Below are 26253 nucleotides of genomic sequence, written 5' to 3'. Positions count from 1 at the left end.
AGTCTCCTTACTTGACTTCTTTGAGATGGAATAAGCGATGCGTGTCACAGTAGGTTTCGAATCCAAAAGGCACGATGAAGGTGGTCGAAGGCGACTCCACAATTGCCGGACCCACCACCCGGTTGCCCGCCTTCAGCGCTTCCATTGACCATATTTGTGCATCCTGCCATTTCTTATGGCGATAGAAAGGACGGCTACCGATATGCGCTTCCTTCGGCGGGACGGGACCTGCATCCGGTTCTTCAGGAAGTTCCGGCTTGGACGACACCACACTGCCGCGCATGATTGCGCCGGTCACGCCAAAACCCAACTCGGGCGAACTCGCTGAACTGGCATATACGCGTGCATATGTCTCGTCGAAGGCATGCGCCATCCTCTCCCAATCCGCCAGCGTGGATGCATTGGTTACGGGTGAATTGATCTCGAGATCATTCAATTGCCCCATGAATTGCATGCGATAGCCCGGACGCAGCAACACATCTTCCGGCTTGAAGCCGTTGATGATGAATTCTTCGATGACCTTTTCGCTCAACTCCGCCCATGCTTCGGTCAGCGTCGCGCATGCCTGGACCTTCTCTGCGTCCGTGGCTTTCGGACCAACGCCAATGTCGACGCTCTTGTCGTACCGATATTCGTATTCCGCGCAGGCACAGCCGAAGGCGGAGAAGCCGGCAGCCCATGCGGGCACAACCACGTCCTTGAAACCGAGACCCTCCGTATACCCGTAGGTATGAACGGGACCCGCGCCTCCATACGAAAAGCAAACGAAGTCAGCCGGGTTGTACCCCTTGGCGCTGATGACGGAGCGCATGTATTCGCGCAAGTTCAAGTCCAGCAGTTCGATCACCCCGGCGGCGGCATCTTCGACCGTCAAGTTAAGCGGATCGGCAATTTGCTCCTTCAGATACTTGCGGGCACGATTGACGTCGAGCTTGATCGCACCGCCGAGGAAATTGTCAGGGTTGAGGTAACCCAGCACGACGTGGCAATCCGAAACCGACACTGTGTCCAGGCCGCTGTCCGCCCAGCACATGCCAACGCGATAACCCGCGCTGTCCGGACCAAGTTTTATCGCTTTGCTGTACGGATCAATGCGGATAAAACTGCCTGCACCGGCACCGACCGAATCCATTGCGACCAATGGCAACGAAAGTACCAGCCGCGCCATGTCCGGGTCGGACTGGATCGCAAAGTTGCCCTTGGTGATGATCGCCATGTCGAAGCTGGTGCCGCCGATATCGCTGCACGCGATATTCTCGTACCCCAGTTTCTCGCCCAGGAACTTTGAGCCGATCACGCCGCCGATGGGACCGGAAACAATAGTACGGGCAAGCTCCTTGGCTTTCCAGCCGATGGTGCCGCCATGGGTGGCCATCACGCGGAGATCGAACTTCGCGCCATGCTTCTTGAAGCGGTCGCTCACCTTTTTCAGCGTTTCGCGTGAAGGCTCGGCTGCGTAGGCTTCAAGAATGGTCGTGTTAGTGCGGTGACTTTCCTTGCGCGACGGATAGTAGTCGACGGTAGCGAACACCGGGATATCCGCGCCAATCTTCTTCAGTTCTTCGCGGCAGATATCGCGTGCACGTTGCTCGCTCTTTTCGTTCTTGTGCGATTGCAACAGGCTGATAACGATCGCTTTTGAACCACGCGCCACCAACTCACGAGTCGCCACCCGAACTTCCTCTTCGCGCAGCGGAATCACGACCTGCCCCTGGACGTCGGTACGCTCGGTGACTCCGCGTGTGCGGGAAAGCGGTACCAATGGTTCGTCGTAGCGATGACAGTTCAAATGGATGCGTTCTTCGAGCGCATATCCAAGGTAGCTCTGAACTGCACGCCCCATCGAATGAATATCCTCGAAGCCGCGATTGCACATCAAACCCACGTCGAGCCCCTTGCGCTGCACCACCCGGTTCAGCATGGCAGTACCTGAATAGACGCAGGTCAAAAGCTCCGGAAAAACATCATCGACATTACGCTGCCATTCGGCGAGGGCATCGACAGACGACTCGTAGATTGCTTGCGACTCATCCCCCGGATTACTCTGTGCTTTGCCAACGACGAATGACCCATCCTCCCTGACGAAGAAGGTGTCAGTCATCGTGCCGCCGGCATCGATGCCCATCACCTGTACTCGTGACTGTTGAACTTGCATGTTTGTCTCCTCGATGAATAACTGGTTTCTCAAATGCAGTCACCTGCCGTCAACTCGACAGTGGGTAGCCGCGCATCTTGTAGCGAAAATAACAAGAGTGACCGCACACCGGATAGTGCAAGGAGCATGCCAATTTTATGTTTAGCGTTAAATTAGTACGTTATACGAATCAAATAGATCATTGAACATGACTCGATTTTTTGGTGATAAGAAGAGTCAAATGGCCAGCCGTACATCACGCATCTTCAGCTCGACCGGCGCGATGCATGAGGTACGTTCAAATCGCCCGGCGTCCCGTCCCAACTGCCACAGGCGTGTTTGATTGTACTTGCCGGAGGCGATTCTGATACTTGGGTTGGCACATCGAAACCGACATATAAGCCTGTCGATAGCGTCCTCGCAGCGGTGTTAGCCATGTCGCCTGCCCCCGCAAGAAACTGGATAATTCGATCGATCGCCATAAGGCGGCAACTCACGACACCGTTCGCTTTTCGGACGGTCATCCCGAATGCGACCGAGAATCACACGCCTCTCGGCGGCGACATGATGAATCATTCTTGCGTAGGTAAGAACCCGCATGCCAAAGCAATCCACATGGACTGTACGACAGTCTGGACGGGACAAGACTGCAATCAACTTTTGGTATCGACTTCGAACATCGCTACCAGGTGAACGGGCAGCAGACGTGATTGAAACGCGCAATGACGCGAAGATGGCGACGGCACTATGGGCCCGGCGTTCCCAACGTTGCGCCATCATTGAAAGGCCTAGTCAGCTAAACCTCTGACACCATCGAGAACCTGATTCAGACCGTATTTCTTGAGCTTGACGTACAGCGTGCTCTTCGCAATCCCGAGATGCTTGGCCACCAGGGTAAGGTTGCCTCGGTCCGCTTCGAGCGTGTCGCGGATGAACGCCCGTTCCACGCCTTCCAGCTTTCCGATGGCTGCGTGACAGTTCGCTTCCGTTTGCCCGTTACCGTGAACCGGCAGTCGTTCAATTTCAGGTGGCAGATCATCCATGCCAAGCGAATCCGCGCTACTCGTCAAGAGCATGCTTTCGACCACGTTGCGCAACTCGCGTACGTTTCCCGGCCACGCGTGGCTTTCCAGCGTAGCAATGACTTCCGGCGAAATCTGCTTCGCGTCAGCAGCGTACTGATCGGAAAACTTACGGAGAAAATGCGCTACCAGTGGCCCGATATCTTCTCTACGCTCTCGCAGCGGAGGGATACGGATGCTGGTCACCGATACCCGATAAAAGAGATCCATGCGAAATCGCCCCTCGACAACCTCGTGCCGGAGATCCCTGTTGGTAGCAGCGATCAGCTTGAAGGAGATCTTTCGCGGTGTAGTTTCACCGATTCGATAAATCTCCCCCGCCTCCAGAACTCGCAAGAAGTGCGGCTGCAACTCCAGTGGCATTTCGCCGATCTCATCGAGAAACAGCGTGCCGCCGTTCGCCGCCTCGACCTTGCCAACCATGCCACCGCGACGTGCGCCGGTGAAGGCGCCCTCGCAATGGCCGAAGAGCTCGCTTGCCAGCAGATCCTTGGACAACCCGCCGCAATTGAGCACCACGAACGGACGTTCAATTGGCTGTCCGGCTCGATGGATTCCTTGCGCGAAGTTTTCCTTGCCCACCCCTGTCTCGCCGAGGAGCAGGACCGGTACAGGTGTTTTGGCAAGCAGCTTCGCCTTTTGCACCGCCTGGGCGAGTGTGTGACTGCCGCCCACGATACCCGCGAAACCCATTACTTCCGCGCCTGTCGCAGCTTTCTCTATTCGTTCCTTCCTGGCAACGTTTGAAGAGCCGCCGGCCTGCCGCGGTCCGGGGATCGTCAATAACGTCCCGATCCGGTCCCCCTCGTCGACAATCGGCTCAAGCCAATCCTCGCAGAGCCATTCAGGAGCCAAGGCGCTCATGGCGTCGGCGAACGTGCCCACGCTCAGGCTCGGGATCCGGGCGGTAATCTTAAGGTCACATTCAATGCCACGCGCGAGCAGTACCGCAGCCGCCCGTTCGTTTGCCTTGATGGGATATCCGCGACGATCGCAAATGATCACGCCGTCCGTCGCACTGAACATTTTTGCCATGCTCCGTTCCAGCAATTGATATCGGATGCCCATCTCCCGTTTCGCCAGTTGGCTTTCGATCCGGCTAGCGGTAGTAACGGCCAAGGCGAGGCTATGAGGGCTAAACGTCTTGCCCAGGCCCGAGACATCGATTGCACCGACGATCTTGCCGTCATACGGATCGCGGATGACAGTCGCCGAACACGTCCACTGTTTGATTCCCGCGCAAAAATGCTCGGCTGCGTGGATCTGTACCGGTAGGCCAATTGACAAGGCCGTGCCGATTGCATTGGTGCCGCAGATCAGCTCGCTCCAGCTGCTTCCCGCAATAAGGTGAATGTCCTCTGCGGCTCCCAACGCACGAGGATCGCCTTCGACACCCAAGATCATTCCGTTGGGGTCGCTCAGAATCATGATCGTCTCGGTTTCCGCCAGGAAATCCCTGGCCATCGCCATGATCTGTTTGCCGGCGGTCAACAATTCGCGATGTTTGTGCTGCAGGGAATTAAGCGTTGCCTCATTGACCGGAGGCAATGCCTGCTGGCGTGCGGGATCCACTTGCACGTCCAGACAGCGCCGCCAGGAATCATCGATCATGCAACGCAACGCATTGGCCTGTGGCGCATTCCCGCTTAGAAACCCCTCCCAGGCGGCCATGATCTTGAGATTATTTTGGGGATTGGATAACCGCTGATATTGCTCTTTGGCAAACATTGTCGTCTCCTACTGGCTCTTCGCCTTATGCCCACAGGGCCTAACCACTTATTGGGCGCCGCTTCTAGGGCGGGCTCCTACCGGCAACATGTTTACCTGGTCTTCGGACTATACACTTTTGATTTGCGCTGGAATCTGGCGATGGCGACCCGTTGGGGAAATCTCCAGAGTTACCGCAGATCTATAAGACGAGCCCTTTTGAGAGATCGTCAAGCGCGGCGCATTTTCTCTGTCCGTTTATTGGCGAGCAGGTGGCCGTTCAACGCAGTATGAGGCCGGTCCAACGTGCGGCCGCAGACGAACGGTCTTCCGCGACATCAGCGCTTGACGCAGTCTCTTGCCAGAGGTTTCGGGGCCAACGGAACTTCGCAAAGCCTTCGCGAGATTGCCGGTGCAATCTCCACGCCTGAGTAGTTTCCGAACCTTCTATCAATCGATATTCGCAGATACCATCGAAGGATCGCTGGCATCGGCAAGCTTGAGCTTGCAGTTCCTGGCGTGACCTTGGCACGAGCAACCAGATAGAGCATTCAAAAACTTGATCAATGACTTTCTTGACTGCAGCTTTTCATCGCTATCGCGATGTTGATGCTGTGTCTGGCGCAATTGCGACGGTGCGGCATGAAGCGCTTGCCCTTGATCTGAAGTGCTCGTTCGCGCACGAAATCCCGCTTCGACCACGTCGCATTCTTGCCGGATCGAGCGTCGGTTCGCTTGCCAACGTCCTAACCTGCAGGGTACGCAGTCGCTCTGCGGACCCATGGAGCCTCTAATGATTCCATCGTCGACCAAATCGCAAGCCGGCGACAATTCCGGTCCTTCAGCGGGACATGACTCGAGCGCGCTGGTCGACAACCACCGCCCGGTCCCGCCAGCCGATCGCCAGGACCATTCAGCCACCGCAGCGCTGCCTGGTCTCACGACCGATGAGGCCGGGCGCCGTCTAAAGACCGAAGGCGCGAATGCGATTGCAGATGTTCGCCAGCGTCCTCTTTGGATGGCTGCCAGGAAATTATGGGCGCCTGTGCCCTGGATGCTTGAAGTCGCCATTATTCTGCAGCTGGCGCTGAAAGACTACGTCGGAGCCAGCATCGTCCTGCTGCTCTTGCTCTTCAACGCGGGGCTCGGTCTCTTCCAGGAGAGCCAGGCTCAGGCGACGGTTGATGCGCTCCGGTCGCGTCTTGCGTTGCTGGCCGCCGTCCGTCGCGACGGCAAATGGCAGACTCTGCCCGCTGCCGGCCTGGTGACGAACGATATCGTCAAGCTCTCCCTTGGGACGGTCGTCCCGGCCGATGTCGATTTGATCGACGGTTCCGTGCTGCTGGACCAGTCGATGCTGACCGGCGAGTCGGTGGCAACCGAATCGGGCGCGGGTGCTCACGCGTTCGCGGGCGCACTCGTGCGACGTGGCGAAGCCCTGGCCAAGGTGGTCGCAACGGGCGAGCGCACCAAGTTCGGACGGACAGCGGAACTCGTTCGCACCGCCGCGGCGGAGAGCTCGCAACAGAAAACCGTATTGCGAGTCGTGCGTAATCTTGTGCTGTTCAACGGCGCCGTGACCGTTCTGCTTGGTGTGTATTCGTTCTCGGTCTCCATGCCGATCGGTGAGATGGTGCCTCTGCTTCTGGTTGCGATCCTGTCTTCAATTCCAGTGGCGCTGCCTTCGATGTTCACCTTGGCCGCGGCCGTGGGCGCCCGGTCTCTCGCTAGCCAGGGCGTTCTGTCGACGCGTCTTTCGGCAGTCGACGAAGCAGCCGGTATCGACGTTCTCTGCTCCGATAAAACCGGTACCCTGACGCGCAACGAACTTGCGGTCATGTCGGTCAGCCCGATGCCTCCCTTCAACGAAGCTCACCTGCTGGCGCTGGCTGCGCTCGCGAGTTCGGACGGCGGCCAGGATGCTGTCGACGCGGCCATTCGCGGCGCCTCCTCCGGCAAGCCGATCCCGGACCCGCCCGCGTTGGTCAAGTTCGTGCCGTTCGATCCGGCCTTGAAGCGCTCCGAGGCCACGCTGCGCGCAGCGAACGGCGCGCCGGTGCACGTTGTAAAGGGGGCCTTTGAGACGGTCTCTTCGTTGACACCGCCCTGTGCGGCCGCTGCATCGGAAGCGGAGAAACTCGAGGCGAAGGGATTGAGGGTGTTGGCCGTGGCCTCAGGCCCACCCGGCGCCCTCGTCATGGCGGGTGTGATCGGGCTCAGCGACCCGCCCCGCGAGGACTCTGCGGCGTTGATCACTCAGCTCGCCGGGCTCGGTGTAAGAACAGTCATGGTAACGGGCGACGCTCGCAAGACCGCCGAAACCGTCGCGGCCCTGGTCGGCATTACCGGGAGAACCTGGGCCGCCACGCCCTTGCCCGCGGACATCGACGCACAGTCCTATTCGATCTACGCAGGTGTCCTGCCCGAGGACAAATACCAGCTCGTCAAGGTGCTGCAGAAGCACGGCCATATTGTCGGGATGTGCGGCGACGGAGCGAACGACGCGCCGGCGCTCCGGCAGGCGCAAATGGGAATTGCGGTGTTGAGCGCCACCGACGTGGCGAAGTCGGCCGCAGGCGTTGTGCTGACCGAAGCGGGCCTGGGCGGCATCGTCGCCCTGGTCGAGGAAGGCCGCATCACCTTCCAGCGCATCCTGACCTATACGTTGCGCTCGATCATCCACAAGATCGTCCAGGTTCTGTTTCTCGCGGCCGGCCTGCTCATGACCGGTCACGCGATACTGACGCCCGCACTCATGGTGCTCATGATGGTGACGGGAGACTTTCTCGCCATGTCGTCATCCACGGATAATGTGCGGCCCTCGCCGCGACCGAACATCTGGCATATACGCAACCTGACGCTGGCGGGCATTGCAATGGGCATGATCGATCTGCTCTTCTGCATAGGAATCCTCGCGACCGGCAAGTTCGTGCTCGGTCTCGATACAAACAGCCTGCGGACCGTCGCCGTCGTCACGTTGGTGTTCAGCGGACAGACCGTGTTTTACGTTGCGCGAGAACGGCAGCGTATGTGGAGCTCTGCGCCCGGACGATGGCTGGTCGTGTCCTCGATCGCAGACGTGGCGATCATTACGGTGCTTGCGTCCAGCGGACTGCTTATGACTGCGTTGCCGCTGCAACTCATCGCAGGCATCCTGGGCGCCGTTGTCGTGCTGGCCCTGGTTCTGGATAGCGCAAAGCTTGTGCTCTTTCGCCGCCTGGCCGTTACCTGAACCCGGACAGGTCCATTGTCGCTCCGTCCCACTACCCCACCACTTCAATACACTCGCCACTAGCCCGCCAGGAGGTCCGTGACGGCGTCTCGCGAGCCGGCCGGCGGCACTCGCATGCCGTACAGGCTCAATAGCCTATACAGCGTGACCCGGGAGATCCCGAGCTGCTGCGCGGCGTCGGCGAGACGGCCCCGGTTGCGTAACAGCGCGAGTTCTATGGCCCTGCGCTCGCCCACTTCGCGTGCCTGCGCCAGTGACATCGACGCGATCTCCGCGTACTGGCCAAGCTCGAGATCAGACGCACTGATCTGCCGCGCATCCGACATCACGATCGCGCGCCGCACGCGGTTGATGAGCTCCCGAACGTTACCGGGCCAGCCGTAGTTGTAGATTGCCACGATCGCATCGGGAGCAAAGCCGCGGACACGTCCGGCCGCGTCGTTCTTGAAGCGGTTGAACATATGTTTCGCGAGCAGCTCGATGTCGGGTCCGCGCTCACGCAGCGGCGGTTCATCGATCCGCAACACGCACAGGCGGTGATACAGGTCAGCCCGGAACCGGCCATCGATCATTGCCGCCTCCATGTCGATATGCGTCGCGCAAATAATGCGCACATCGACCAGGGTCGAAGCGGTACCGCCCAGGCGTTCAATCTTGTGTTCCTGCAAAAAACGCAGCAGGCTTGCCTGGCTTTCCAGCGGCAAGTCGCCAATTTCATCGAGGAACAGAGTGCCCCCGTTCGCGGCTTCCACACGGCCGATCTTGCGTTGATCGGCGCCCGTAAAAGCGCCCCGCTCGTAGCCGAATAGTTCGGACTGCAACAGATATGCTGGAATGGCACCACAGTTGATCGCGATAAACGGCTGATTGCGTCGGGCAGAGCGCTCATGGATCGCCACTGCGGTCAGCTCCTTGCCTGTACCGGATTCGCCCGAAATGAACACCGGGGCATCGGTCATTGCCACCTTGCCGATAGAGATAACGAGTGCAAGCATGGCGTCGCATGAGCCGAGCATGTCGCGTTCAGGACCGGGCTCGTACGATCCCGTTTCGTGCAGGGAATCCATGCCATAAGCGTGGTGGACGGCACCGACGATCCGGTCACTCTGGATGGGCAGCGTGATGAAGTCGAAGCAGTAATCTCGGATGAGTTGCCTCACCGCCTCATCTTCAATCTGGCCGGGACTGACAATGGCGACCCAGGCAATCTGTGAGCGCGACAGGAGACCGGATAGAGAGCCGATATCCTCGGGCAACTGGCAGGTCGAAAAATCCACGACTCCCGCTGATGCAGGCGACGAGCGAGGCATCCTTTTTTCGGCGAGCTGGGGCATGACTATTTCGATATCCCAATGTTCGGCTTCAAACCGCGCGCGCGAAGGCACCGTATTGCTACGGGACACGTAAAACAACTTCCGGACGTCGCGAATCATCGTTCATTCCTTTTTGCGCAAGAATTCACGCGCATCCGCGACGGCGGTTCGGTGCGACAGCTAAGCGTATTGGGGTAATCAAGTACATGAAGAGAGTATGGTCGCCGCGCCAAAGCCGCAACAAGACGCAAACGTTTGCCGTCAGAACAAATATATTGATCGATACCCGAGTTGCATTGTAGAAATTGAGGGAAATTCTCCGTGCTCTGCCATTTCAATCAGTGAGCAGGTAAATGTTGCTCCTTTGAACAGCCTTGGCACAGGTATGGCCGAAAAGCGCCCGCTAGTCAGCGAATGCGTCTTTCGCGGCACAACGCGGCCAGGGCGTTCAACTGGCTGCGGTCGGCCGGCTTGATCAGGGGGTGGTCGAACCCCGCCTGGGTGGCCCGCTGAAGATGCTCCTCCTCGCCGTACCCGCTATGGGCAATCAGCAAGGTGTCGTGCCGCTCCGGCATGGAACGTATGCGACGTGCGACCTCGTAGCCATCCATTTCAGGCGGGCCGATATCGAGCAAGACCACCTCGGGTTTGAATTGTTTACACAGAGAAGCGTGGACGGGCCGCATGTGGCGGGTGGCGATGGCATGGAAATTATTGAATCGCTGACGCGGGGCACACTACCCGTCCTGACCATGGTGTTGGCCAGTCATTCTGGAACCGGCGTTTCGTGCGGCGTGCCAGCGCGCGGGCGTCCGCTATTTTCTGGATCGACGCGCAATACAGCGAAGTCCCGGACGGTATGTCGATCCAGTGCCGAGTTCAACTTTCGTTGCCGAACATCGGCATCCGCCTCAGGATCCATTCGAGCAGTTCCTGAGCGCCTGCCGCAAGCGGCCGCCCGGACTTGACGAGCAATCGCGCTTTCGTGCCCTGAAACAGAGGGTGCGCGATCGGCACAATACACAGGTCACCGGCCGCGATCTCGCGATACGCGGCGAATTCGCCAATCAGCGTCACGAAATGCCCGGCTGAAACAAAGCGCTTCAGCGCGGCCAGTGAGTTCGTGGTCACTGCCGGGCTGATTTTGATGTTCTCGGCGAATTCCAGCATCTTGACGACATGGCCGATGCCGAACGTCGCGGGCATCAGTGCGAGCGGCCAGGCGAGCAGATCGTCCACATTCGCCGGGCCGCCGCGTGTCGCCAGCGGATGATCGCGGCGAACGAGCAGCACAACGGGTTGTGCCGAACTCGCGCGATATTCGATCCGCGGATGCGGCGGCGGGTTGTACGCGAGCCCGATATGCGCGCGGCTTTCCGCGACTTCATTCAATACATCGTCGACGGGCAGCATCTCCACGCCGACGTCCAGCTTCGGATACTGCGTACAGAATGGCGCCAGCACGTCGTCAACCAGCGTGTCGACATAACCTTCGCTGACGGCCAGCTGAATATGCCCTTGCTGAAGGCCTTTCAGTGCATGCAACTGGTCTTCGAACTTTTCCTGTTGCGACCGGTACCCGCGCCAGAACTCCAGCAGATGCGCTGCCGCCTCGGTCGGCCTGACACCGCGCGCCTCGCGCTCGAAGAGCATCGCGCCCAGTTCGTCTTCCAGCAGCTTGATCTGCCGCGTGATGACTGACGGCGACGTGTTGAGGTTGTCCGCGGCGCCCCGAATCGTGCCGCGGACCAGCACTTCGTGGAAATAGCGCAGCCGTGTCTGGTTGATTTCGCGCATTGAAAGGCTCCGATTCCTTGTGTTGCTCACAGAGCAACGATACGTGAACATAGTTGCTCTTGCTAGCAGATCTGTTCCACGACACGATGCTCCTACCCAACGAGCCGGGCAAACACAGGGAAAACGGAGACGCACATGTCAGCGATTCAGACCTTGAGAGCCGAAGATGCCGTTTCGTCTCTCTACAGCAAGCTCAACTGGCGGCTGTTGCCGTTTCTCGTCGCCTGCTACATGTTCGCGTATCTCGACCGCGTGAATGTCGGGTTTGCCAAACTTCAGATGCAAAGCCAACTCGGATTCTCCGATGCCGCTTACGGCGTCGGCGCGAGCATCTTCTTCCTGGGCTACGGTGACGCGCTCACGAAGGCGATCGACACGCTGTACGCGAGAATGCTCGCGGAGGAATCGTCATGGGGAGTGCCGTTCCTGACACCGGACGATGCCGTTATCGAAGCCATGCGGATCAGCCGGTTTTCGTGCGGATTTTCAGGCTATCGCAGAGACTATTCTCGTCGCGAAGGCGCCCGGACCGATGGCTGCGGACCCGGCCGATCTGCCGTGGCAGCGGCTTGATCCGCACATCCGGGTGCGTCCGAAGGAGCCTTCCCTCGACGAGATTCGCTCAGCCACCGCATGACGACACACCCGGCCACGCGAACTTTGCGTGCATACCAGCGCGATTCAAGCTCGCGCACTCATGAATGAAATCAACCTGAGTGGAGAATTCACATGTCAGATCAGATCAACTCCCGGCGCCGTTTTCTGCGGACCACGGCGCTCGGTATCGGCGCGATGGAATTCAGCCTGAGCGGGCTTGTTCGCGCCCAGTCGAATCAGCCTGCGCAAGGCGTAGCTGCGACGAATGGCACGACGTCGGATGCGTCGTTCGGGCAGATCAAGCAGATCAACGCGGGCACGCTCAACGTGGGCTATGCGGAAGCCGGGCCGGAGAACGGTCCGGTCGTCATCCTGTTGCACGGCTGGCCCTACGACATCCATAGCTTCGTCGAGGTCGCGCCGATTCTTGCCGCGGCGGGTTATCGGGTCATCGTTCCGTATCTTCGCGGCTACGGCTCGACGCGTTTCCTGTCGAGCAAAACGATGCGCAATGGCCAGCAGGCCGTGGTCGCGGTCGACATCATCGCGTTGATGGATGCGTTGAAGATCCAGAAGGCGGTGTTTGGCGCTTTCGACTGGGGCGCGCGGACCGCGAACATCATCGCGGCGCTGTGGCCCGACCGTTGTGCGGGGCAGGTTTCCGTCAGTGGCTATCTGATTGGCAGCCCGCAAGCCAACAAGGCGCCGTTGCCGCCGAAGGCTGAATTCGCGTGGTGGTATCAGTTTTACTTCGCCACGGAGCGCGGACGGCTTGGCTACGAGGCCAACCGGCATGATTTTTCGAAGCTCATCTGGCAGCTTGCGTCGCCGAAATGGAGCTTCGACGATGCAACTTATGACCGGTCCGCAGAAGCCTTCAGGAATCCCGATCATGTTGCAGTCGTGATCCACAACTATCGTTGGCGGCTGGGTCTCGTGAAAGGCGAGTCACAATACGATGCTTTGGAAAGGCGTCTGGCAACGGCGCCCGTCATCACGGTCCCGACGATCACGATGGAAGGCGATGCGAACGGCGCGCCGCATCCTGATCCTGCTGCGTACGCCAAAAAATTCACCGGCAAGTATGAGCACCGGAATATCGATGGCGGCATTGGTCACAATTTGCCGCAAGAAGCGCCGAAAGCCTTTGCCGGTGCCGTGATCGACGTAGCGCGCATGTGACCCGACTGCGCATCATCTCGCTCCGGTCACAGGCTGGGAACTGACCGGGCCAGATGCTTGTGTCGCGCTAAGGGTGCAGGAGTAAATCCAGGCCAAGGCTGCCGCGTGCCGCTACTTCGAGAAAGGCATCGACCGGAACAGCGCGCGGCTAGGCCTGAGAGATCGTTGGAATTTCTTCGGGTTCTCATGCTTGAGTGGCAGACCGCTGCTGCGTATTGGCTGATTTCGCCTTGATTTTTACGCCATATTAAGTGAGATGAAATCGTTCCTTACCGCTCGTTAGACTGTCTGGTCTACCTTGTCAGGACCTTCGACTGAAAACTCCTTAAAAAAATCTTGAGGCACCCGGCGATGGCCGCGAACAACAATCAAAAAAACGCGATGGACTCCGCGAACGCTGCTCTTGCCGGGGTCATTGAGAAGGAGATCGAGCAGATCAGGATCACTCGGCACTTGAGCGGACAACCAGCCGATCGTCCGGTACCGCCTCAACCTCCGACCAATGGAACCGTCTGGCAGCAAGCCGATAGTATGAAGCTCACCGGCCTCGCACTTTCGGGAGGTGGCATAAGAAGCGCGACTTTCTGTCTTGGCGTGATTCAGTCGCTGTGCGAGGGCCGGCTCCTGCGCCAGTTCGACTACCTCTCGACCGTTTCCGGCGGCGGATATATCGGCGGCTGGTTGTCGGCACAGATCTATCACCGCTGTCCCTCGGGTACGCCGCTGGAAATTGAGGACCGTCTCAGTCCCAACGAGACGCGCGACGGTCCTCCCAAAGGACCGGAGGACCGCTCTATCGGCTTCCTTCGCGAATACAGCAACTACCTGACTCCCAAGCTTGGCCTGCTCAGCACCGATACGCTGGCGGCGATCGCGGCGTATCTGCGAAATCTCGTGCTGATCCAGTCGATCCTGATTCTGATGCTTGTCCTGGTGCTGTTCCTTCCAAGGCTCCTGTTCCTTGGTGCGCAGCAGGCCAGCACATGTTGGTCAGGATGGTCGTTTCTGATCGCCACGGTCGTGCTGTTGTTTGTCAGCGCCTTCTCCATCATGTGCAACCTCAAGGTGGAGAAGGATAGTTGGTTCGCGAAAACGCGCTTTGTACTTCCTGGCATCATTTTGCCTGCGGTCATCGCGGCGCTTGTGCTGGCTATCGGGTTAGCACAGGCCGATGGTCCGCTCGGCATTACAAGCATCGTTCGATGGATCGCCGTCTCGGGAATCCTGTTCGGCGGCGTGGCGGCGATGATGCCGGCGCATATCTCGAAGGAGCCCTATGGACCTCCCGTCGGTGCGCCGCTGCCTGGCAATGCTGCAAGCGCAGGTACAGAGCCCGGCGGGACGCGCGTTATCAAGCGTGCCGCCATCATCGGTGCGGGCATGATCGCCGGCGGGATTGGCGGTGCATTGTTATGGCAAGTGCAAGCCGCTACACAGGCCATGTCGCACGACGCTGCGTTATGGTTCGCCGTCTCGATCGCGCCATTCCTGATCCTCGGCGCACTCTCGCTCATCATCGTGCTGCACCTCGGACTCGTGGGTCGCATTTTCGAGTACGAAGTGCAGGAATGGTGGGCCCGCTACGGTGGCTGGCTGATAGCGCTGACCGTATTCGTCGGCGGGACGTTTGCGGCCGGCGTCTATGGCGCCGCGTTGGTGGAGTACGGCAAAGGCCGGCTGGTGCACGCAGGCGGCGTTGCCTGGCTCGCGACTTCGCTTTGGGGCGTGGTCAAGGGTGCGTCTTCCAAGACGAGTGGCGAGCGCGCCTCGTGGACCGAACGTGCGCTTGTCGTTGTGCCGTATATATTCATCGTCGGTCTGGTGATCACGCTTTCGTACGGCATATACCACTTCTTACCGTATGACCAGGAGACATCCCGTGCGTGCCCGGCGAAAACCGGCACCGCCGCTGTGCTATGTGAAATGGCAAGTCAGACCGGCCACACACTTTCGATCGCAGCGCCCTGGGCGTACGAGACCTGCGCTCTTTTCCTCGGATTGCTGCTCGCGTGCGGCTTGCTGGCGTGGCGAGTGGACGTCAATCTCTTTTCGCTGAACAACTTCTACCGGAATCGCCTGACCCGCTGCTACCTGGGCGCGCCTCGTGTTGCGCTAGGGGAACGCAAGCCGCATCCTTTCACAGGCTTCGACATGGCCGACGATATCCCGCTCGACCAGCTTGCCGCACGCGTGAAGCCAGCCGGCCCGAACGGGACATTCGCCCAGCGCCCGTATCACCTCCTCAATACGACGCTCAACATTACTTCTGGCGAGAATCTGGCGTGGCAGCAGCGCAAAGCCGCGTCCTTCTTCTTTTCTCCCCTCTTTTGCGGATTCCTGCTGCCGCTCGCCTATACCGAGAACGGACAAGCGGGACAGTTTGTGGGGACCCGCGACTACATGCGTACACGCGGCATCGGGACCGCGCGCGACGTGGGGCCAATGCTTGGCGGCACCGTCGCAATCTCAGGCGCTGCGGCAAGCCCGAACTCGGGGTTTCATACTGATCCCGGCGTGGCTTTCCTGCTCACGCTGTTCAACGTGCGACTCGGACGCTGGTGCCCTAACCCGGTGCGGCGTCCAGTGCCGTCGACGCCTGCGCTGGGCGGCGGGCTCTATATCAATGAACTGTTCGGGAACGCCAGCAGCCAATCGAAGTACGTCTATTTGTCCGACGGTGGCCACTTCGACAATCTCGGCCTCTACGAACTGGTCCGCCGGCGCGTTCGGATAGCCGTTGTCTGCGATTGCGGCGAGGATCCGCCGCTGCAGTTCGACGATCTCGCCGATACGATCCGTAAATGCTCGTCCGATTTCGGCGTGGACATTATTGTCGACGTGGATAAGTTGCGGCATGTGGCTGGCGACAAACAACCGCCGCACAGCCACGCTCATGTCGTGGAGGGGATCATCCGCTACCCGAAGACGACGGGCGTGGACGGAAACTCGGAGGCATTCGAGGGTACGCTGATTTTGGTCAAGCCGACGCTGACGAAAGAGATCGCGAACGCGTCCGACCTCATCAACTATGCGCTATCGAAACCCGCATTCCCTCAGCAGACGACACTCGACCAATGGTTCGACGAAGCGCAATTCGAAAGCTACCGCAAGCTCGGCTATCTTATTGGATGCCAGCTTCAGCAGACGACCTTCGAGTCCGGTGGAACACTCAGCAGCCTTCTGCAAAGCAGCACGGGCATCCAGTAGTTGGGAGGTCGGCAGAAGACCCGGCGGCTTATACAGTTTGGATGGCGCTGGTCAGGCGTTCACTCCCGTTCCTCACATATCGGCGGAACGTCATCTTCCGTGAAATCAGCGCTCGCAACCGGCGATTCAGGCACATGTTCTGTGGAAGAGAAATGTTCGACCGCTCTTGACCTGCTTGAGTTGAACAGGAGGCGGGTCACGTCCGGCCGCGCATAGTGGCCGGTGGGATCGGCAACGGACTTCGCGACGGAAATCAAGCTCAGGTCAATATCCGCGAACACGAGCCCCTCTTCGCTCTCGGCCAGCTTCCCGCTCAAGGGCATGCCATTGGGTCCATAGATGACAGTGTGCCCACCGCCCGCTCGAATAAGTTCAAGCTTGTCCGGCGTGTCGCATAACGTCTCGATCATTGCAGGCGAAACGACTGCGCAAGGGGCGACGACAAAACACGAGCCCTCAACCGCATAGATCTGACTTGCAGCGTTATTGACCTCAGGACCTAGCGAGTACGCGAATTCGTACATGGAAAAACTTGGCCATGCTGCGACATGAACCTGTTCGTTTTGTGAGTACATTGCGTACTTGGTCAGCGGCTGAATATGTTCCCAGCAACATAACGCGCCAAGCCTGCCGAGTTCGAGATCATGCACGGCAAGGTCACTTCCGTCGCCCTCGCCGAAAACGGTCCTTTCAACATGAGTCGGTTTGAGTTTGCGCCGCTTCGCGATGGTCTTGCCGTCGGGTCCAATCAGCCATTGCGCGATATAAAGACTGCCGCCGCTTCGTTCGGACAGGCCCAGCACAACCGTAATGCCGCTCTGTCTGGCCGCGTCGCGTATCCGCTCCGCTTGTGAGCTGTCGTAAGCGAGGGAGTTATCGAAATAACGCTGCACAAACCCCTTGCCAATCGCCCATGCCGGCGTGCCGAGCCAGATGTACCACGGGTATCCGGGCAGCCAGGTTTCGGGGAAAGCGATCAGCCTCGCTCCCGCAGCAGCCGCTTCGTGAATGTAGGCGATCGTCTTGTCGATCGTGGCATCGAGGTCCAGGTAGACGGGTGCGGCTTGTACTGCGGCTACTTTGTATGCCGGATGCTTTAGTGCCATTACCAACCTCATAAAAATAAAAGGATCTCTGTTCACAAGCTCCAGGAAGAGCTTATGCAAGTCAAGCGCCGACCGCCCCGGCTAAAAAAGCTTGGCTAACCGAAGATTGATTCGCAAGTCCTCCTTGAATCCCTGCGATGCCGAAATGTCCCGACCCAATTCGCCCTGAATCTGCCAGCTCTTGCCCACGAACTGCGTGAGCGAAACGCGCGTATATAACTCGTGCTGCATATCGGGTTGCAACTGGCCGGCAAGCGAATCCCTGCCTCCCAGCACGTATCCGAACCCGCCTCCGATTGTCGTGGCAGGCGTCACGTTGTAGCGCAGATACTCCTGAAATTCGTATCGCGGCCGCTTGCTGCTCGACTGCCCGAGCGAGTTCGCCTGATTATTGTTAGTGCTGAAGTCCACATCCGCGATGTTGTCCCAAGCCCAGTCGCGCGCGAAGTGCTTGATGTACGCCAGTTGAAGAAGAAATTGCCAGCGATTTGCGCCGAGGTTAAGAGACTTGTCCTGGTTGTAAGTCCCGGTCGGAAAATACACATACGGACCGAGGGACAAGACATCGCGTGCCTGATTGATGACGACTTTCACCGGCGCGCCCAGGATAAGATCACCGACGCCCGAATTGCTCCCAAGGAAACTTGCGTCGCCGCCGGCGGCCAGATGACCGAACGGCAGGATGGCCTGCGGTTCGATGACGGCGTTGGGCCCCAGCGCGAATGCGTGAATGTAGCGAAGGAGTCCGATTTCCGACTGGAACCGGAAATTGCTCGAAACCTTGTTGCCACTTGCGTAAAAATCAGTGCTCTGAGCATACTGGCCGTAGAGCAAGAGCGCGTTGCCATTCGGCGGCAAGGGTTCGTAGTCTCCGGGGGCGGTCTCCAACGCCATTGTTTCCCCATAACTTAGCAAGACTAAGGTTGAAACACACAACTTGATGATTGAACACAATGCTGCGCTTTTGCGATTCATGATTGATTTGGTATCCGAAATATTGTGATAACACCTGTCAAACAAGCGTGGATCGAACAGCGGGTTACACGCCGCGCATCAAACCGGTTTTGGAATGGCAGTTGACATACTCAAAATCCTGCTGGCCGCTCTCCAGTACCGTTACCTCGTGGTACAAGCGCAATTTCAGTTGAAAGTTCAACTCCTGCACGATCCTCATGAACGTGCCGAATATTGCCAAATGCGTCGGATGCGATTCCGACCATCGCTCCATGTCCGCCAGCGAACGCCAGTAGCTCAGGCCAAAGCTTTTTTCAAGTACTTGCCCGGAACCCTCGACGTGGCGCATGTATCGGTTCGCGTAGCAGCCGATCGATTGGCCTTCATCTCGTAGAAAATCCATCCCCGCGTGCAGGATCGGCTCCATCTCCCCAAGATACAGATCCCGCTCTTTCCCCTCCGTCTCGGTCCACTCCTGCCCCGAGCGAATCACCGCCAGGTTCTGATGACCGTTGATTTTGGTGCGACGGCCAGGCCCCGGTGCGAGATCACGCACCGAGAGTGCGCCGGACGGTTCGATGGAGTCTGTTTGCGCGATCGGCAGACGGTCCCGCATCGAACCCCAGTACCCGTGCTCCTGGATCTCCGCGCTGGTCCCGCCCATCAATGCGCCCACGCCTTCCTTTCTGTCCGCCGTGCTGAACAGGGTTTCGAAGCGCTCGGTGCCCGGCGACAGGATTTCCCGGAAATAACCAAGGCCGTCGCCAAGCCGGGCTTCGTCGCTCCACCACCCATCGATCGCCGGAGACGCTTGCCAGCGCGCAAAGCCTGGCTGATTGTCCCAGTAGGCAATCGCAATCAGGTTGTCATACCCTGCTTCATCGACATAATGCGCAAGGTCGTGACGACCGGGTCCGTCCACCAGGGAGAATCCCCTGACAATATGCTGCAGGGCCGCGCGAGCTTTGGGGAGCGCGGCGGGTCCCTTTGACTGGACCCCGAAATAGCCCATGACGACATCTTTTAGCGACGCGTCGGCGCGAGCTACCCAGGCGGGAAATGGCGGGACAAAATCGTCGTCAATACGACGCTCTCGCGAACGCGGACAGGTCAGATGCCCGGGAATTGCTGATTCCATGTTTGCCTCTCAAGGTGCTTGGCGGCTCGGTCGGACGTGACAAACCGGGTCGCCGATATACGAAACGCCGCCGTTGCGAAGCGGCTCGTAGGCCCGCGCTTGGCCTGTTCTCATCGACGCCCCGATGATATAGATCGCAAAATCGACCGCGTTGCCTCAAAAACACCCGGTTTTTGTTCCAGACTCACCTGCCGCCGTGGCAGCTATCGATATTATTTTTGTCGTTTTACAAATAGGTCTGGTCAGCAAGCAGGAATAATCATGGACAAGTTCTTAACGACCAACACCGTGCCGCGCGATCGGCGGCTTGAATACTGGACCGATCTGATTTGCGACTCCTACGTCAATCTGAGTTGCTCGCGAACCGGCGACGGTGAGTTCGACGGGTCGATCCGAACGCGCGAAGTTGCGAGTCTTAATCTGTCCGTAGTCGCGTCGAACACACAAAGTGTGCTGCGAACGCAGGGGCACATCGCCAAGGAATCCAACGATTTCTTCCTGGTCAGCATCCAGAGTCTCGGCGTGGGCGTGGTTCGGCAAGACGGCCGGGAGGCGATGCTGTCGCCGGGTGACTTTGCGTTGTACGACAGCACGCGCCCTTACGAACTGTACTTTCCGGACGACTTCGAACAGATCGTGCTGAAACTGCCGGGGATGCAACTCCGCCACGCGTTACGCGAGACGCAAAGGCTGACGGCAACGGCCGTCTCCGGGAGGGAAGGCGCGGGTCATCTGCTGATCAACATGATCAAGACGCTTTGGGAGGACTCCAAGTCGCTTCAGCCGACGTCTGCGCTCGCCATTGCAAACGGTGTTGTCAGCGTGTTGGTCGCGGGGCTGCAGACCATATCGCCATTCGACCCGCCGCCATTGAGTAGCCTGGCCAACTATCATCTGGCTCGCATCAAGGCGCTGATAGACACGGATTTGGGTGACCCTCAACTGTCCGTTAACAGCATTGCGGCGAAGCTGACATTGTCGACCACGCATATTCATCGACTATTTCAAAACGAATCCGTGCGGCCCAGTCAATATATCTGGCTAAGGCGGCTTGAGGCCTGCAGCCGCGACTTGCTTGACGCAAAGTTCGCCGCCAAACCAATTGGAGAGATTGGGTACCTGCGGGGATTTAGCGACGCAGCTCATTTCAGCCGAGCGTTCCGCGAACATTTTGGCTGCTCGCCGCGCGACTGGCGGCAACGCGGCGCGCAAAGCGCAATCGACGCACCGTCTTAGGCGCTCTCGATACACGACTAGCTGACCGTAAGCCCGTTGATCGACTACGGATCAATGCGCATGCTCGCGGCTTGAACCTTCTGTTAGCGCAGCGCTTACAACGGCGTGCACAGGAATCGTGGCCACGTTCTGCCTGACGTGCGTGGCCCGGTTAGACCCGTTTCTGCCACTCGCCAATCAAGCTCAACACCCGCTCCAGCTTCTCGATATGCGGGAAGTGCCCGGCTTCCGCGATCACCTCAAAGCGAGCGCCCGGTATGCTGTCCGCGTAGCGGCGCCCATATTCGACATCCACAATCCGGTCGCTCTCGCCCCAGATCACCAGCGAAGGTATTTCAATCCCTGCCAGACGCGCCCGCAACGCCGGATCATGCATGAAAGCCTCACCCGAGTAGGACAGCATGGCTCTCTGATTCGCGGCCACCATCGCCAGGCCCTCCTCGGTGGGTGGCACCGCTGCAAACTGCCTCGGATCGTGGAACGCGAAGGCCGCTCTGTCGGCTGGTGGCAGCGTCACCGGATTCACGATCGGCCGGCCACCCGGCCCGGTATCGATCCCCGCTGCGCTGAGCAGAACGAGTCCGGCTACGCGCGGCGAATGGCGCAGCGCCATTTCGGCCGCGATCCAGCCACCGAACGAATTGCCCACCAGAACCACGTCCTTGGCATCTACGCGCTCCAGCAGGGCAAGATAGGCAAGAGCAAGCTCGTCGACGCGGTGGAACCACTCCGGTTGCGGCTGACCCGCAAACCCGGGATGCGTGGGAACGATCGCCCGCCCGCTCTCGGAGAGTGCGTCGGCCAGGCCGGAGACAGAGGCTGGGCCAGCGCCTCCGTGCAAAATAAGAAATGTTCTCCCACTGCCTTGATCGCAGATGGCAACGGGTAATGCTTCCGCAAAGAGATTCACAGTTTGATCGGCGTTCGCCATGGTGTTATCCTCATGTTCGTGTATAAACATAGTTATATAAACATATTTACATGTCAAGAACATTGGAAGAACTTGGACTGAACCTCAAGAAAGTCCAGTCGCGTCATCATCGAGCGCTGGATGCTCAATTGCTGCGTCTCGGCGTCAGCCTGGTCCAGTGGAACGCCCTGCGCGAGATTGATCGCAACCCCGGCAGCACGGCCCACCGGCTGGCGGAATTGACCTTCAACTCCGATCAGGCCTTCGGCACGCTTACCACCAGACTGCTTCGGCTGGGCTTCATCGAACGCCAGCCCGGCCACGGACGCGCGAACACCCATCAGCTGACGCAAAGCGGAAAAGTGATGCTTGCGAAGGGCCAGGAAGTCATGCAAGAGGTGTTGACGGCCTCATTCGCTCCTCTCAGCCAGGCGGAGCGGGCAACGCTCTCGAGAATCCTGACCAAGCTGCTTGCTCATTCTCCGGACGAGGTCGATCCTTCCTAGATCAGCCATATTCGGCGGATCCTGAGGCGAATCGGCTTTCAAGCCGGCGTCGCGTATCGGCGACTGAAACGAATGTATATACGCGAGCCAACGAATACAGCAAGGCTACCGCGCGAAGCGAATATTTCTCACATACATGTGAAACTTCATCGTTTCGCAAGGCAAGGCGCCGGGCCTACCATATAACCTCCTAAGGCTATTTGCGTTTACTGAAGCGCGGCGGGAGGCTCCATGAATCACGTCCTGTTCGAGATTCCATCGGTTATCTGTATTCTGCTGTTCGTCGGCTTTGTTGTTTTCAGAGCATTCACTTCACCGCTTCCGGGAGAGGAAGAACGTTTTGACTTGTTTATGAAACGGCACGACATCAGCCGGTCGCGAGACACGCTTCGTCACTAATCCCTTGTTTGGCAACGAGGCACCTCGACCGTGCCGGCCCGGTGGTGCCATCTTTTTTAGACAACTCGGGTTGTTGTGTTTTTCATAGAGGAATACTGACGACTATTGATCATCGTGAGGCGAGAATATTTTCCGCAAGTCTGACCCGGTACGTTGCGCCGACCGGGGGCAGCTCGTCGTTAAAATCATAACTTCCGTTGTGCAGTGAACATGGGCCGAGCGCACGTCCTGGATGCCGGTGAACACCGCTGCCATTTCCGATGAAGACATGGCAGCCGGGCATCACCTGAAGCATGTGCGCGAAATCCTCCGCGCTCATGGTTGGCCGCACGTTCGCCTCCACGGCATCGGCTCCAACCAGGTCCTCCAGGACGCTCACACAGATCTTCGTCTGCACCGCATTGTTCACGAGCGGAGGGTAATCCTTGGTCAACTCGATCCTCGCCGTGCAACCAAAGCTCGTTGCGATGCCATTCACTATATCGTGCATCCGTCTTTCCACGAGTTTCGTCACATCATCGGAAAAAGTGCGTATCATGCCTCCGAGCCATGCAGCAGATGGGGTCGCAGTGAGTGATTCTCCAGCATGCAGGCACGTTACGGAGATAAGCGCATTGTCGAGTGGGGCAATGGGTAAATGTCCTTCGTGAGGTGGAAGTGCTCTACTTCCGCAATCTTGAGAACAAGTGCAAGCACCGAGGTGAACACGGCGTATGCCGAACCTGCTTCATACGGGCCGTTAGTGGAGAATCACATTCTCAGGATATCTACCTAATTGATTCATGAATGATCGGACCACGCCGCGCTGTTCCCAAGCAAGACCGGTGAGGCTGGTGATCGGCCTTGATACGCGTTCCTAGCAGATAGTGGTGAGCGCGTCTTGCAGTTTGCCGAGTCCCTGGCGTATGTCGCTGGCGCCATCAAACAACAAAGCTTGCAGATGATCGCTCAAGATCCGCGTTAGATCGTGGTATCGCGGCGTGGCCGGACAAGGAAACGCCTGGATACCACCGGCCTTCGCTAACCGATCCATCACCGCAATGACTCGATTGCGCTGCAGCACGTAGCGGTCTTCGGCAACCGAATGGCGCGCATTGCCCGCGGCTCCATGTAAAACAAAATACTTCATCAATTCAGGCGATGTCAGCGTTTCGACCGCGTTCCATGCCGACTTCGCGGCGCGTTCAGCGTTTCTCGACGGGATTGCCAGCAGCGCACCGCCAAGCGGCGAGACCGGCTTCATGCCGGGTGCGAACGTCGGATGCAATTGCAGTCCGATGCGACCGCCTTTCTGCAACAGCGCGTGGCTGTCGAGCATGCCATACCGATTAGACCAGTGATAACACATGGCCGCCCGTCCGGAGCCGAAGATCTGCGCGTTGCGCGCCCAATGCAAGCTGCGCAGTTCAACGGGTGAATAGGGAATCAGCTCCCGAAGATATTCGATGACGCGCCTGCCGGCTTCACTATCGATATGGAGGACATTTTCGTCGACAGAAAGCGCCCCTTGCGCGCCGAGAATCTGCAGGAATGATTCTGCAAGAGGCAGCCCCGGCGCTGCGCTCCAGGTGATACCGGCACGCTCCTGGCTTGGCCGCTGCAGGCGGCGCGCGCAGTGAACGACGTCCTCGAAGGTAAGGGGCGGGCTGAGACCTTCGGCCTCGAACAGATCCTGGCGGTACCAGAGGAAATCGAGGGTTGGCTGCAGCGGGATCGCGTACAGATGTCCGTTGCTCCACCCTGATCGCCAGACTGCATCGTAGAAATCCGCCCCGGAAAAACGCCCGCCGGCGTGCAGCGCCTGCAGTTCGAGCAGGTGTCCATGACGCGATGATTCGGCCAGCCACGGGAAGGGAATGGCGACGAGCAGCGGAGTCGTTTCTTCGACGCGAGGCTCGCCCGCGAGGGCCTCGTCGAGCACCTGCCGGTACGCATCCTGCGGATAGGTCAGCACCCGAAGGCGGACGCCCAGGAAACGTTCAATATCGGCGCGGTTGTGCTTGACGATGTCGAAGACCGGGTCCTCATAGGCGATCAGCGTCAGTTCGATCGCATCGTTGAAACCCTGGAGCGCCGCGCGTGGCCATGCAATATCCGGCGCAGGTGCGAGGCTGGCTGCGGCGAAGCGATCGACCGAATGCGTGTGGTTAGCCCCCACTATCAACCCGATCGTCTGCTCGGTGATGCTGTCCAGGCGCTCGAGCAGCGCCGGGGACGGGATCACCGTAGCGCGGTTCCCTGTGCCGGAAAGTGGACGAAATTGAAGCCAGCCCCGGGCCTTCAGTGCAAACACCACGCGTCGCGCACTTGTGCGAGGCAGGCCAGACAGGTCGGCGAGCGCGGTGATCGTTGTGTACTTGTCGCTCAGGTGGTTCTGCAGCAGCGCGCCAAGCACCGGCCACATGGCGTGAGCGTCGTCGCCAAGTTCGTGGCGCAGTACCTCCGATAGCTTGTCGATGACGGCTATTGCGGCGCGGCAATCACGTGCATACATGGACAGGAACTCCCATAACCGCCTCGAAGGTTTTATCGCGGAGCAGCATAGCATCTCCTATCCATTGATTTTATTGAAAATAACCAGAATGGACATTTCTGCGCACCCTCCCTGCGATGACTCCGCCATAGGATGCAACCACGCGGCGTCCCATGAGGCGCACGCGGAAAAAAAAAACAGGAGACGACGTATGAGACGAGTGGCACGCCTGATAGCGGCATTGGCCGTACTGGCATTCAGCCTGCATGCAGCAGCGGATGCACGATTCGTTGTGGTGACGCACGCACCCGATGCCGATCCGTTCTGGAATGTGGTCAAGAGCGGCGTTCGAGATGCCGAGAAGGATTTTGGCGCGTCGGTCGACTATCGCAATCCTCCCAGCGGCGATCTCGCCGACATGAGCCGCCTGCTTGAACAGGCCGGTGCACGCAATTACGACGGCGTAGCGACGACGATCGCCGACCTTGACGTCGTCGGGCGTCCGGTGAAGGCAATCGTGGCCAGAGGCGTGCCAGTCATCACCTTCAATTCCGGTACGGCCAGGCAAAGCGAATCGCTCGGTGCGTTATTGCACGTCGGCCAGCCCGAGTACGAGGCCGGCAAGGAAGCGGGCCTACGGGCGAAGGCGGCAGGCGTCAAGAGCTTCCTGTGCGTCAACAACAACGTGACCAACCCGCAGTCTTTCGAGCGTTGCAGAGGCTTTGCCGAGGCCATAGGCGTGGACTTCAAGAAGGCGACGCTCGATTCCGGAAACGACCCGACCGTAGTCGAAAACAAGGTCTTCGCCGCGCTGCACGAACGGCCTGAGACACAGGCTGTACTGGCCCTCGGTCCAACGTCTGCCGTGCCCGCGCTGCGCGCGGTCCAGAAGCTCGGGCTGACAGGGAAGATCTATTTCGCGACGTTCGACCTGACACCCGAAGTCGACCAGGCGATCGAGGCCGGAACGGTCGCGTTCGCAATCGATCAGCAGCCATACCTGCAAGGCTATATCCCGATCGCGTTGCTGGCGATCATGAAGCGGGACAACACCCGGGACGTCAGCCGCGCATGCGCGACGCTGGCAGCCGATCCGAAGTTCAAGGGGCATTTGGCGACCTACGGCCTGACACCGCACTTCCAGACCGCCGGCGTGGATACCGGGCCGGGTTTCGTCACGCGCGACAACGTCCGGACGGTCGAAAAGTATGCGGGGCAGTATCGATGAACGAGCATTGCGCCGCAATGAGGATCACGCGGGGTCGCGCGGCGACATGAAT

Annotated in this window: 18 protein-coding genes and 2 pseudogenes; 9 read left to right on the top strand and 11 right to left on the bottom strand. The window is 58.9% G+C overall.

The window, feature by feature from the left end; genetic code table 11:
* Nucleotides 1-7 precede the first annotated feature (7 nt).
* Together ABH944_RS19390 and ABH944_RS19385 are read right to left on the bottom strand one after the other, a co-directional pair.
* Entirely contained in the window at nt 8-2155 is a 2148-nt protein-coding gene (locus ABH944_RS19390; RefSeq protein WP_404608340.1) for a hydantoinase/oxoprolinase family protein, read from the bottom strand.
* Between the two features lie 767 nt (nt 2156-2922).
* Entirely contained in the window at nt 2923-4944 is a 2022-nt protein-coding gene (locus ABH944_RS19385) for a sigma-54-dependent Fis family transcriptional regulator (protein ID WP_404608339.1), read from the bottom strand.
* 772 nt (nt 4945-5716) lie between these two features.
* Here ABH944_RS19385 and ABH944_RS19380 point away from each other — a divergent pair.
* Nucleotides 5717-8155, top strand: a complete 2439-nt coding sequence (locus ABH944_RS19380) for an HAD-IC family P-type ATPase (RefSeq protein WP_404608338.1) — start codon at nt 5717-5719, stop codon at nt 8153-8155.
* Between the two features lie 59 nt (nt 8156-8214).
* Here ABH944_RS19380 and ABH944_RS19375 read toward each other — a convergent pair whose 3' ends face one another.
* From ABH944_RS19375 to ABH944_RS19365, 3 genes are all read right to left on the bottom strand, one after another.
* A complete protein-coding gene (locus ABH944_RS19375) occupies nt 8215-9588 on the bottom strand; it encodes a sigma-54 dependent transcriptional regulator (RefSeq protein WP_404608336.1) in 1374 nt (457 codons plus the stop codon).
* A 287-nt stretch (nt 9589-9875) separates the two neighbouring features.
* Entirely contained in the window at nt 9876-10154 is a 279-nt protein-coding gene (locus ABH944_RS19370; protein ID WP_404608334.1) for a response regulator, read from the bottom strand.
* A gap of 193 nt (nt 10155-10347) precedes the next feature.
* A complete protein-coding gene (locus ABH944_RS19365) occupies nt 10348-11265 on the bottom strand; it encodes a LysR family transcriptional regulator (RefSeq protein ID WP_404608332.1) in 918 nt (305 codons plus the stop codon).
* 135 nt (nt 11266-11400) lie between these two features.
* Here ABH944_RS19365 and ABH944_RS19360 point away from each other — a divergent pair.
* From ABH944_RS19360 to ABH944_RS19345, 4 genes and pseudogenes are all read left to right on the top strand, one after another.
* A pseudogene (locus tag ABH944_RS19360) lies at nt 11401-11613 on the top strand (MFS transporter); the annotation flags it as partial.
* Nucleotides 11614-11728: 115 nt separating this feature from the next.
* Nucleotides 11729-11902: pseudogene (locus ABH944_RS19355) on the top strand (MlrC C-terminal domain-containing protein); the annotation flags it as partial.
* A gap of 92 nt (nt 11903-11994) precedes the next feature.
* Entirely contained in the window at nt 11995-13044 is a 1050-nt protein-coding gene (locus ABH944_RS19350) for an alpha/beta fold hydrolase (protein ID WP_404608330.1), read from the top strand.
* A 381-nt stretch (nt 13045-13425) separates the two neighbouring features.
* Complete coding sequence (locus ABH944_RS19345) at nt 13426-16251, top strand: patatin-like phospholipase domain-containing protein (RefSeq protein WP_404608329.1); 2826 nt, start codon at nt 13426-13428, stop codon at nt 16249-16251.
* Nucleotides 16252-16310: 59 nt separating this feature from the next.
* Here ABH944_RS19345 and ABH944_RS19340 read toward each other — a convergent pair whose 3' ends face one another.
* The 3 genes from ABH944_RS19340 to ABH944_RS19330 form a co-directional block, all read right to left on the bottom strand.
* Complete coding sequence (locus ABH944_RS19340) at nt 16311-17357, bottom strand: carbon-nitrogen hydrolase family protein (RefSeq protein ID WP_404608327.1); 1047 nt, start codon at nt 17355-17357, stop codon at nt 16311-16313.
* Nucleotides 17358-17438: 81 nt separating this feature from the next.
* Entirely contained in the window at nt 17439-18251 is an 813-nt protein-coding gene (locus ABH944_RS19335) for a transporter (protein ID WP_404608325.1), read from the bottom strand.
* 145 nt (nt 18252-18396) lie between these two features.
* Nucleotides 18397-19449, bottom strand: a complete 1053-nt coding sequence (locus ABH944_RS19330; RefSeq protein WP_404608324.1) for a phenylacetaldoxime dehydratase family protein — start codon at nt 19447-19449, stop codon at nt 18397-18399.
* A 261-nt stretch (nt 19450-19710) separates the two neighbouring features.
* Here ABH944_RS19330 and ABH944_RS19325 point away from each other — a divergent pair, with 261 nt between their 5' ends.
* On the top strand, nt 19711-20685 hold the full coding sequence (locus ABH944_RS19325) for an AraC-like ligand-binding domain-containing protein (protein WP_404608322.1): 975 nt from the start codon (nt 19711-19713) through the stop codon (nt 20683-20685).
* 151 nt (nt 20686-20836) lie between these two features.
* Here the strand turns inward: ABH944_RS19325 and ABH944_RS19320 are convergent, their stop codons facing one another.
* Nucleotides 20837-21616, bottom strand: a complete 780-nt coding sequence (locus ABH944_RS19320) for an alpha/beta fold hydrolase (protein WP_404608321.1) — start codon at nt 21614-21616, stop codon at nt 20837-20839.
* Between the two features lie 50 nt (nt 21617-21666).
* Here ABH944_RS19320 and ABH944_RS19315 point away from each other — a divergent pair, with 50 nt between their 5' ends.
* Together ABH944_RS19315 and ABH944_RS19310 are read left to right on the top strand one after the other, a co-directional pair.
* Nucleotides 21667-22101 (top strand): MarR family winged helix-turn-helix transcriptional regulator, encoded by a 435-nt coding sequence (locus tag ABH944_RS19315; RefSeq protein ID WP_404608319.1) that lies wholly within the window; start codon nt 21667-21669, stop codon nt 22099-22101.
* Nucleotides 22102-22332: 231 nt separating this feature from the next.
* Complete coding sequence (locus ABH944_RS19310) at nt 22333-22500, top strand: hypothetical protein (RefSeq protein ID WP_404608317.1); 168 nt, start codon at nt 22333-22335, stop codon at nt 22498-22500.
* Between the two features lie 109 nt (nt 22501-22609).
* Here ABH944_RS19310 and ABH944_RS19305 read toward each other — a convergent pair whose 3' ends face one another.
* Both ABH944_RS19305 and ABH944_RS19300 read right to left on the bottom strand, forming a co-directional pair.
* Entirely contained in the window at nt 22610-23038 is a 429-nt protein-coding gene (locus ABH944_RS19305) for a M20/M25/M40 family metallo-hydrolase (protein WP_404608315.1), read from the bottom strand.
* Nucleotides 23039-23356: 318 nt separating this feature from the next.
* On the bottom strand, nt 23357-24994 hold the full coding sequence (locus ABH944_RS19300) for an extracellular solute-binding protein (protein ID WP_404608313.1): 1638 nt from the start codon (nt 24992-24994) through the stop codon (nt 23357-23359).
* A 190-nt stretch (nt 24995-25184) separates the two neighbouring features.
* Between ABH944_RS19300 and ABH944_RS19295 the strand changes: the two genes are divergently transcribed.
* Nucleotides 25185-26201 carry a sugar ABC transporter substrate-binding protein gene (locus ABH944_RS19295; RefSeq protein ID WP_404608311.1) on the top strand — a complete coding sequence of 339 codons (1017 nt, stop codon included), beginning with the start codon at nt 25185-25187 and terminating at the stop codon, nt 26199-26201.
* Nucleotides 26202-26253 lie beyond the last annotated feature (52 nt).

Source organism: Caballeronia udeis (assembly GCF_044909315.1).
In the GTDB taxonomy this organism is placed as follows: domain Bacteria; phylum Pseudomonadota; class Gammaproteobacteria; order Burkholderiales; family Burkholderiaceae; genus Caballeronia; species Caballeronia udeis_A.
This window is presented reverse-complemented; position numbering and strand designations above follow the sequence as displayed.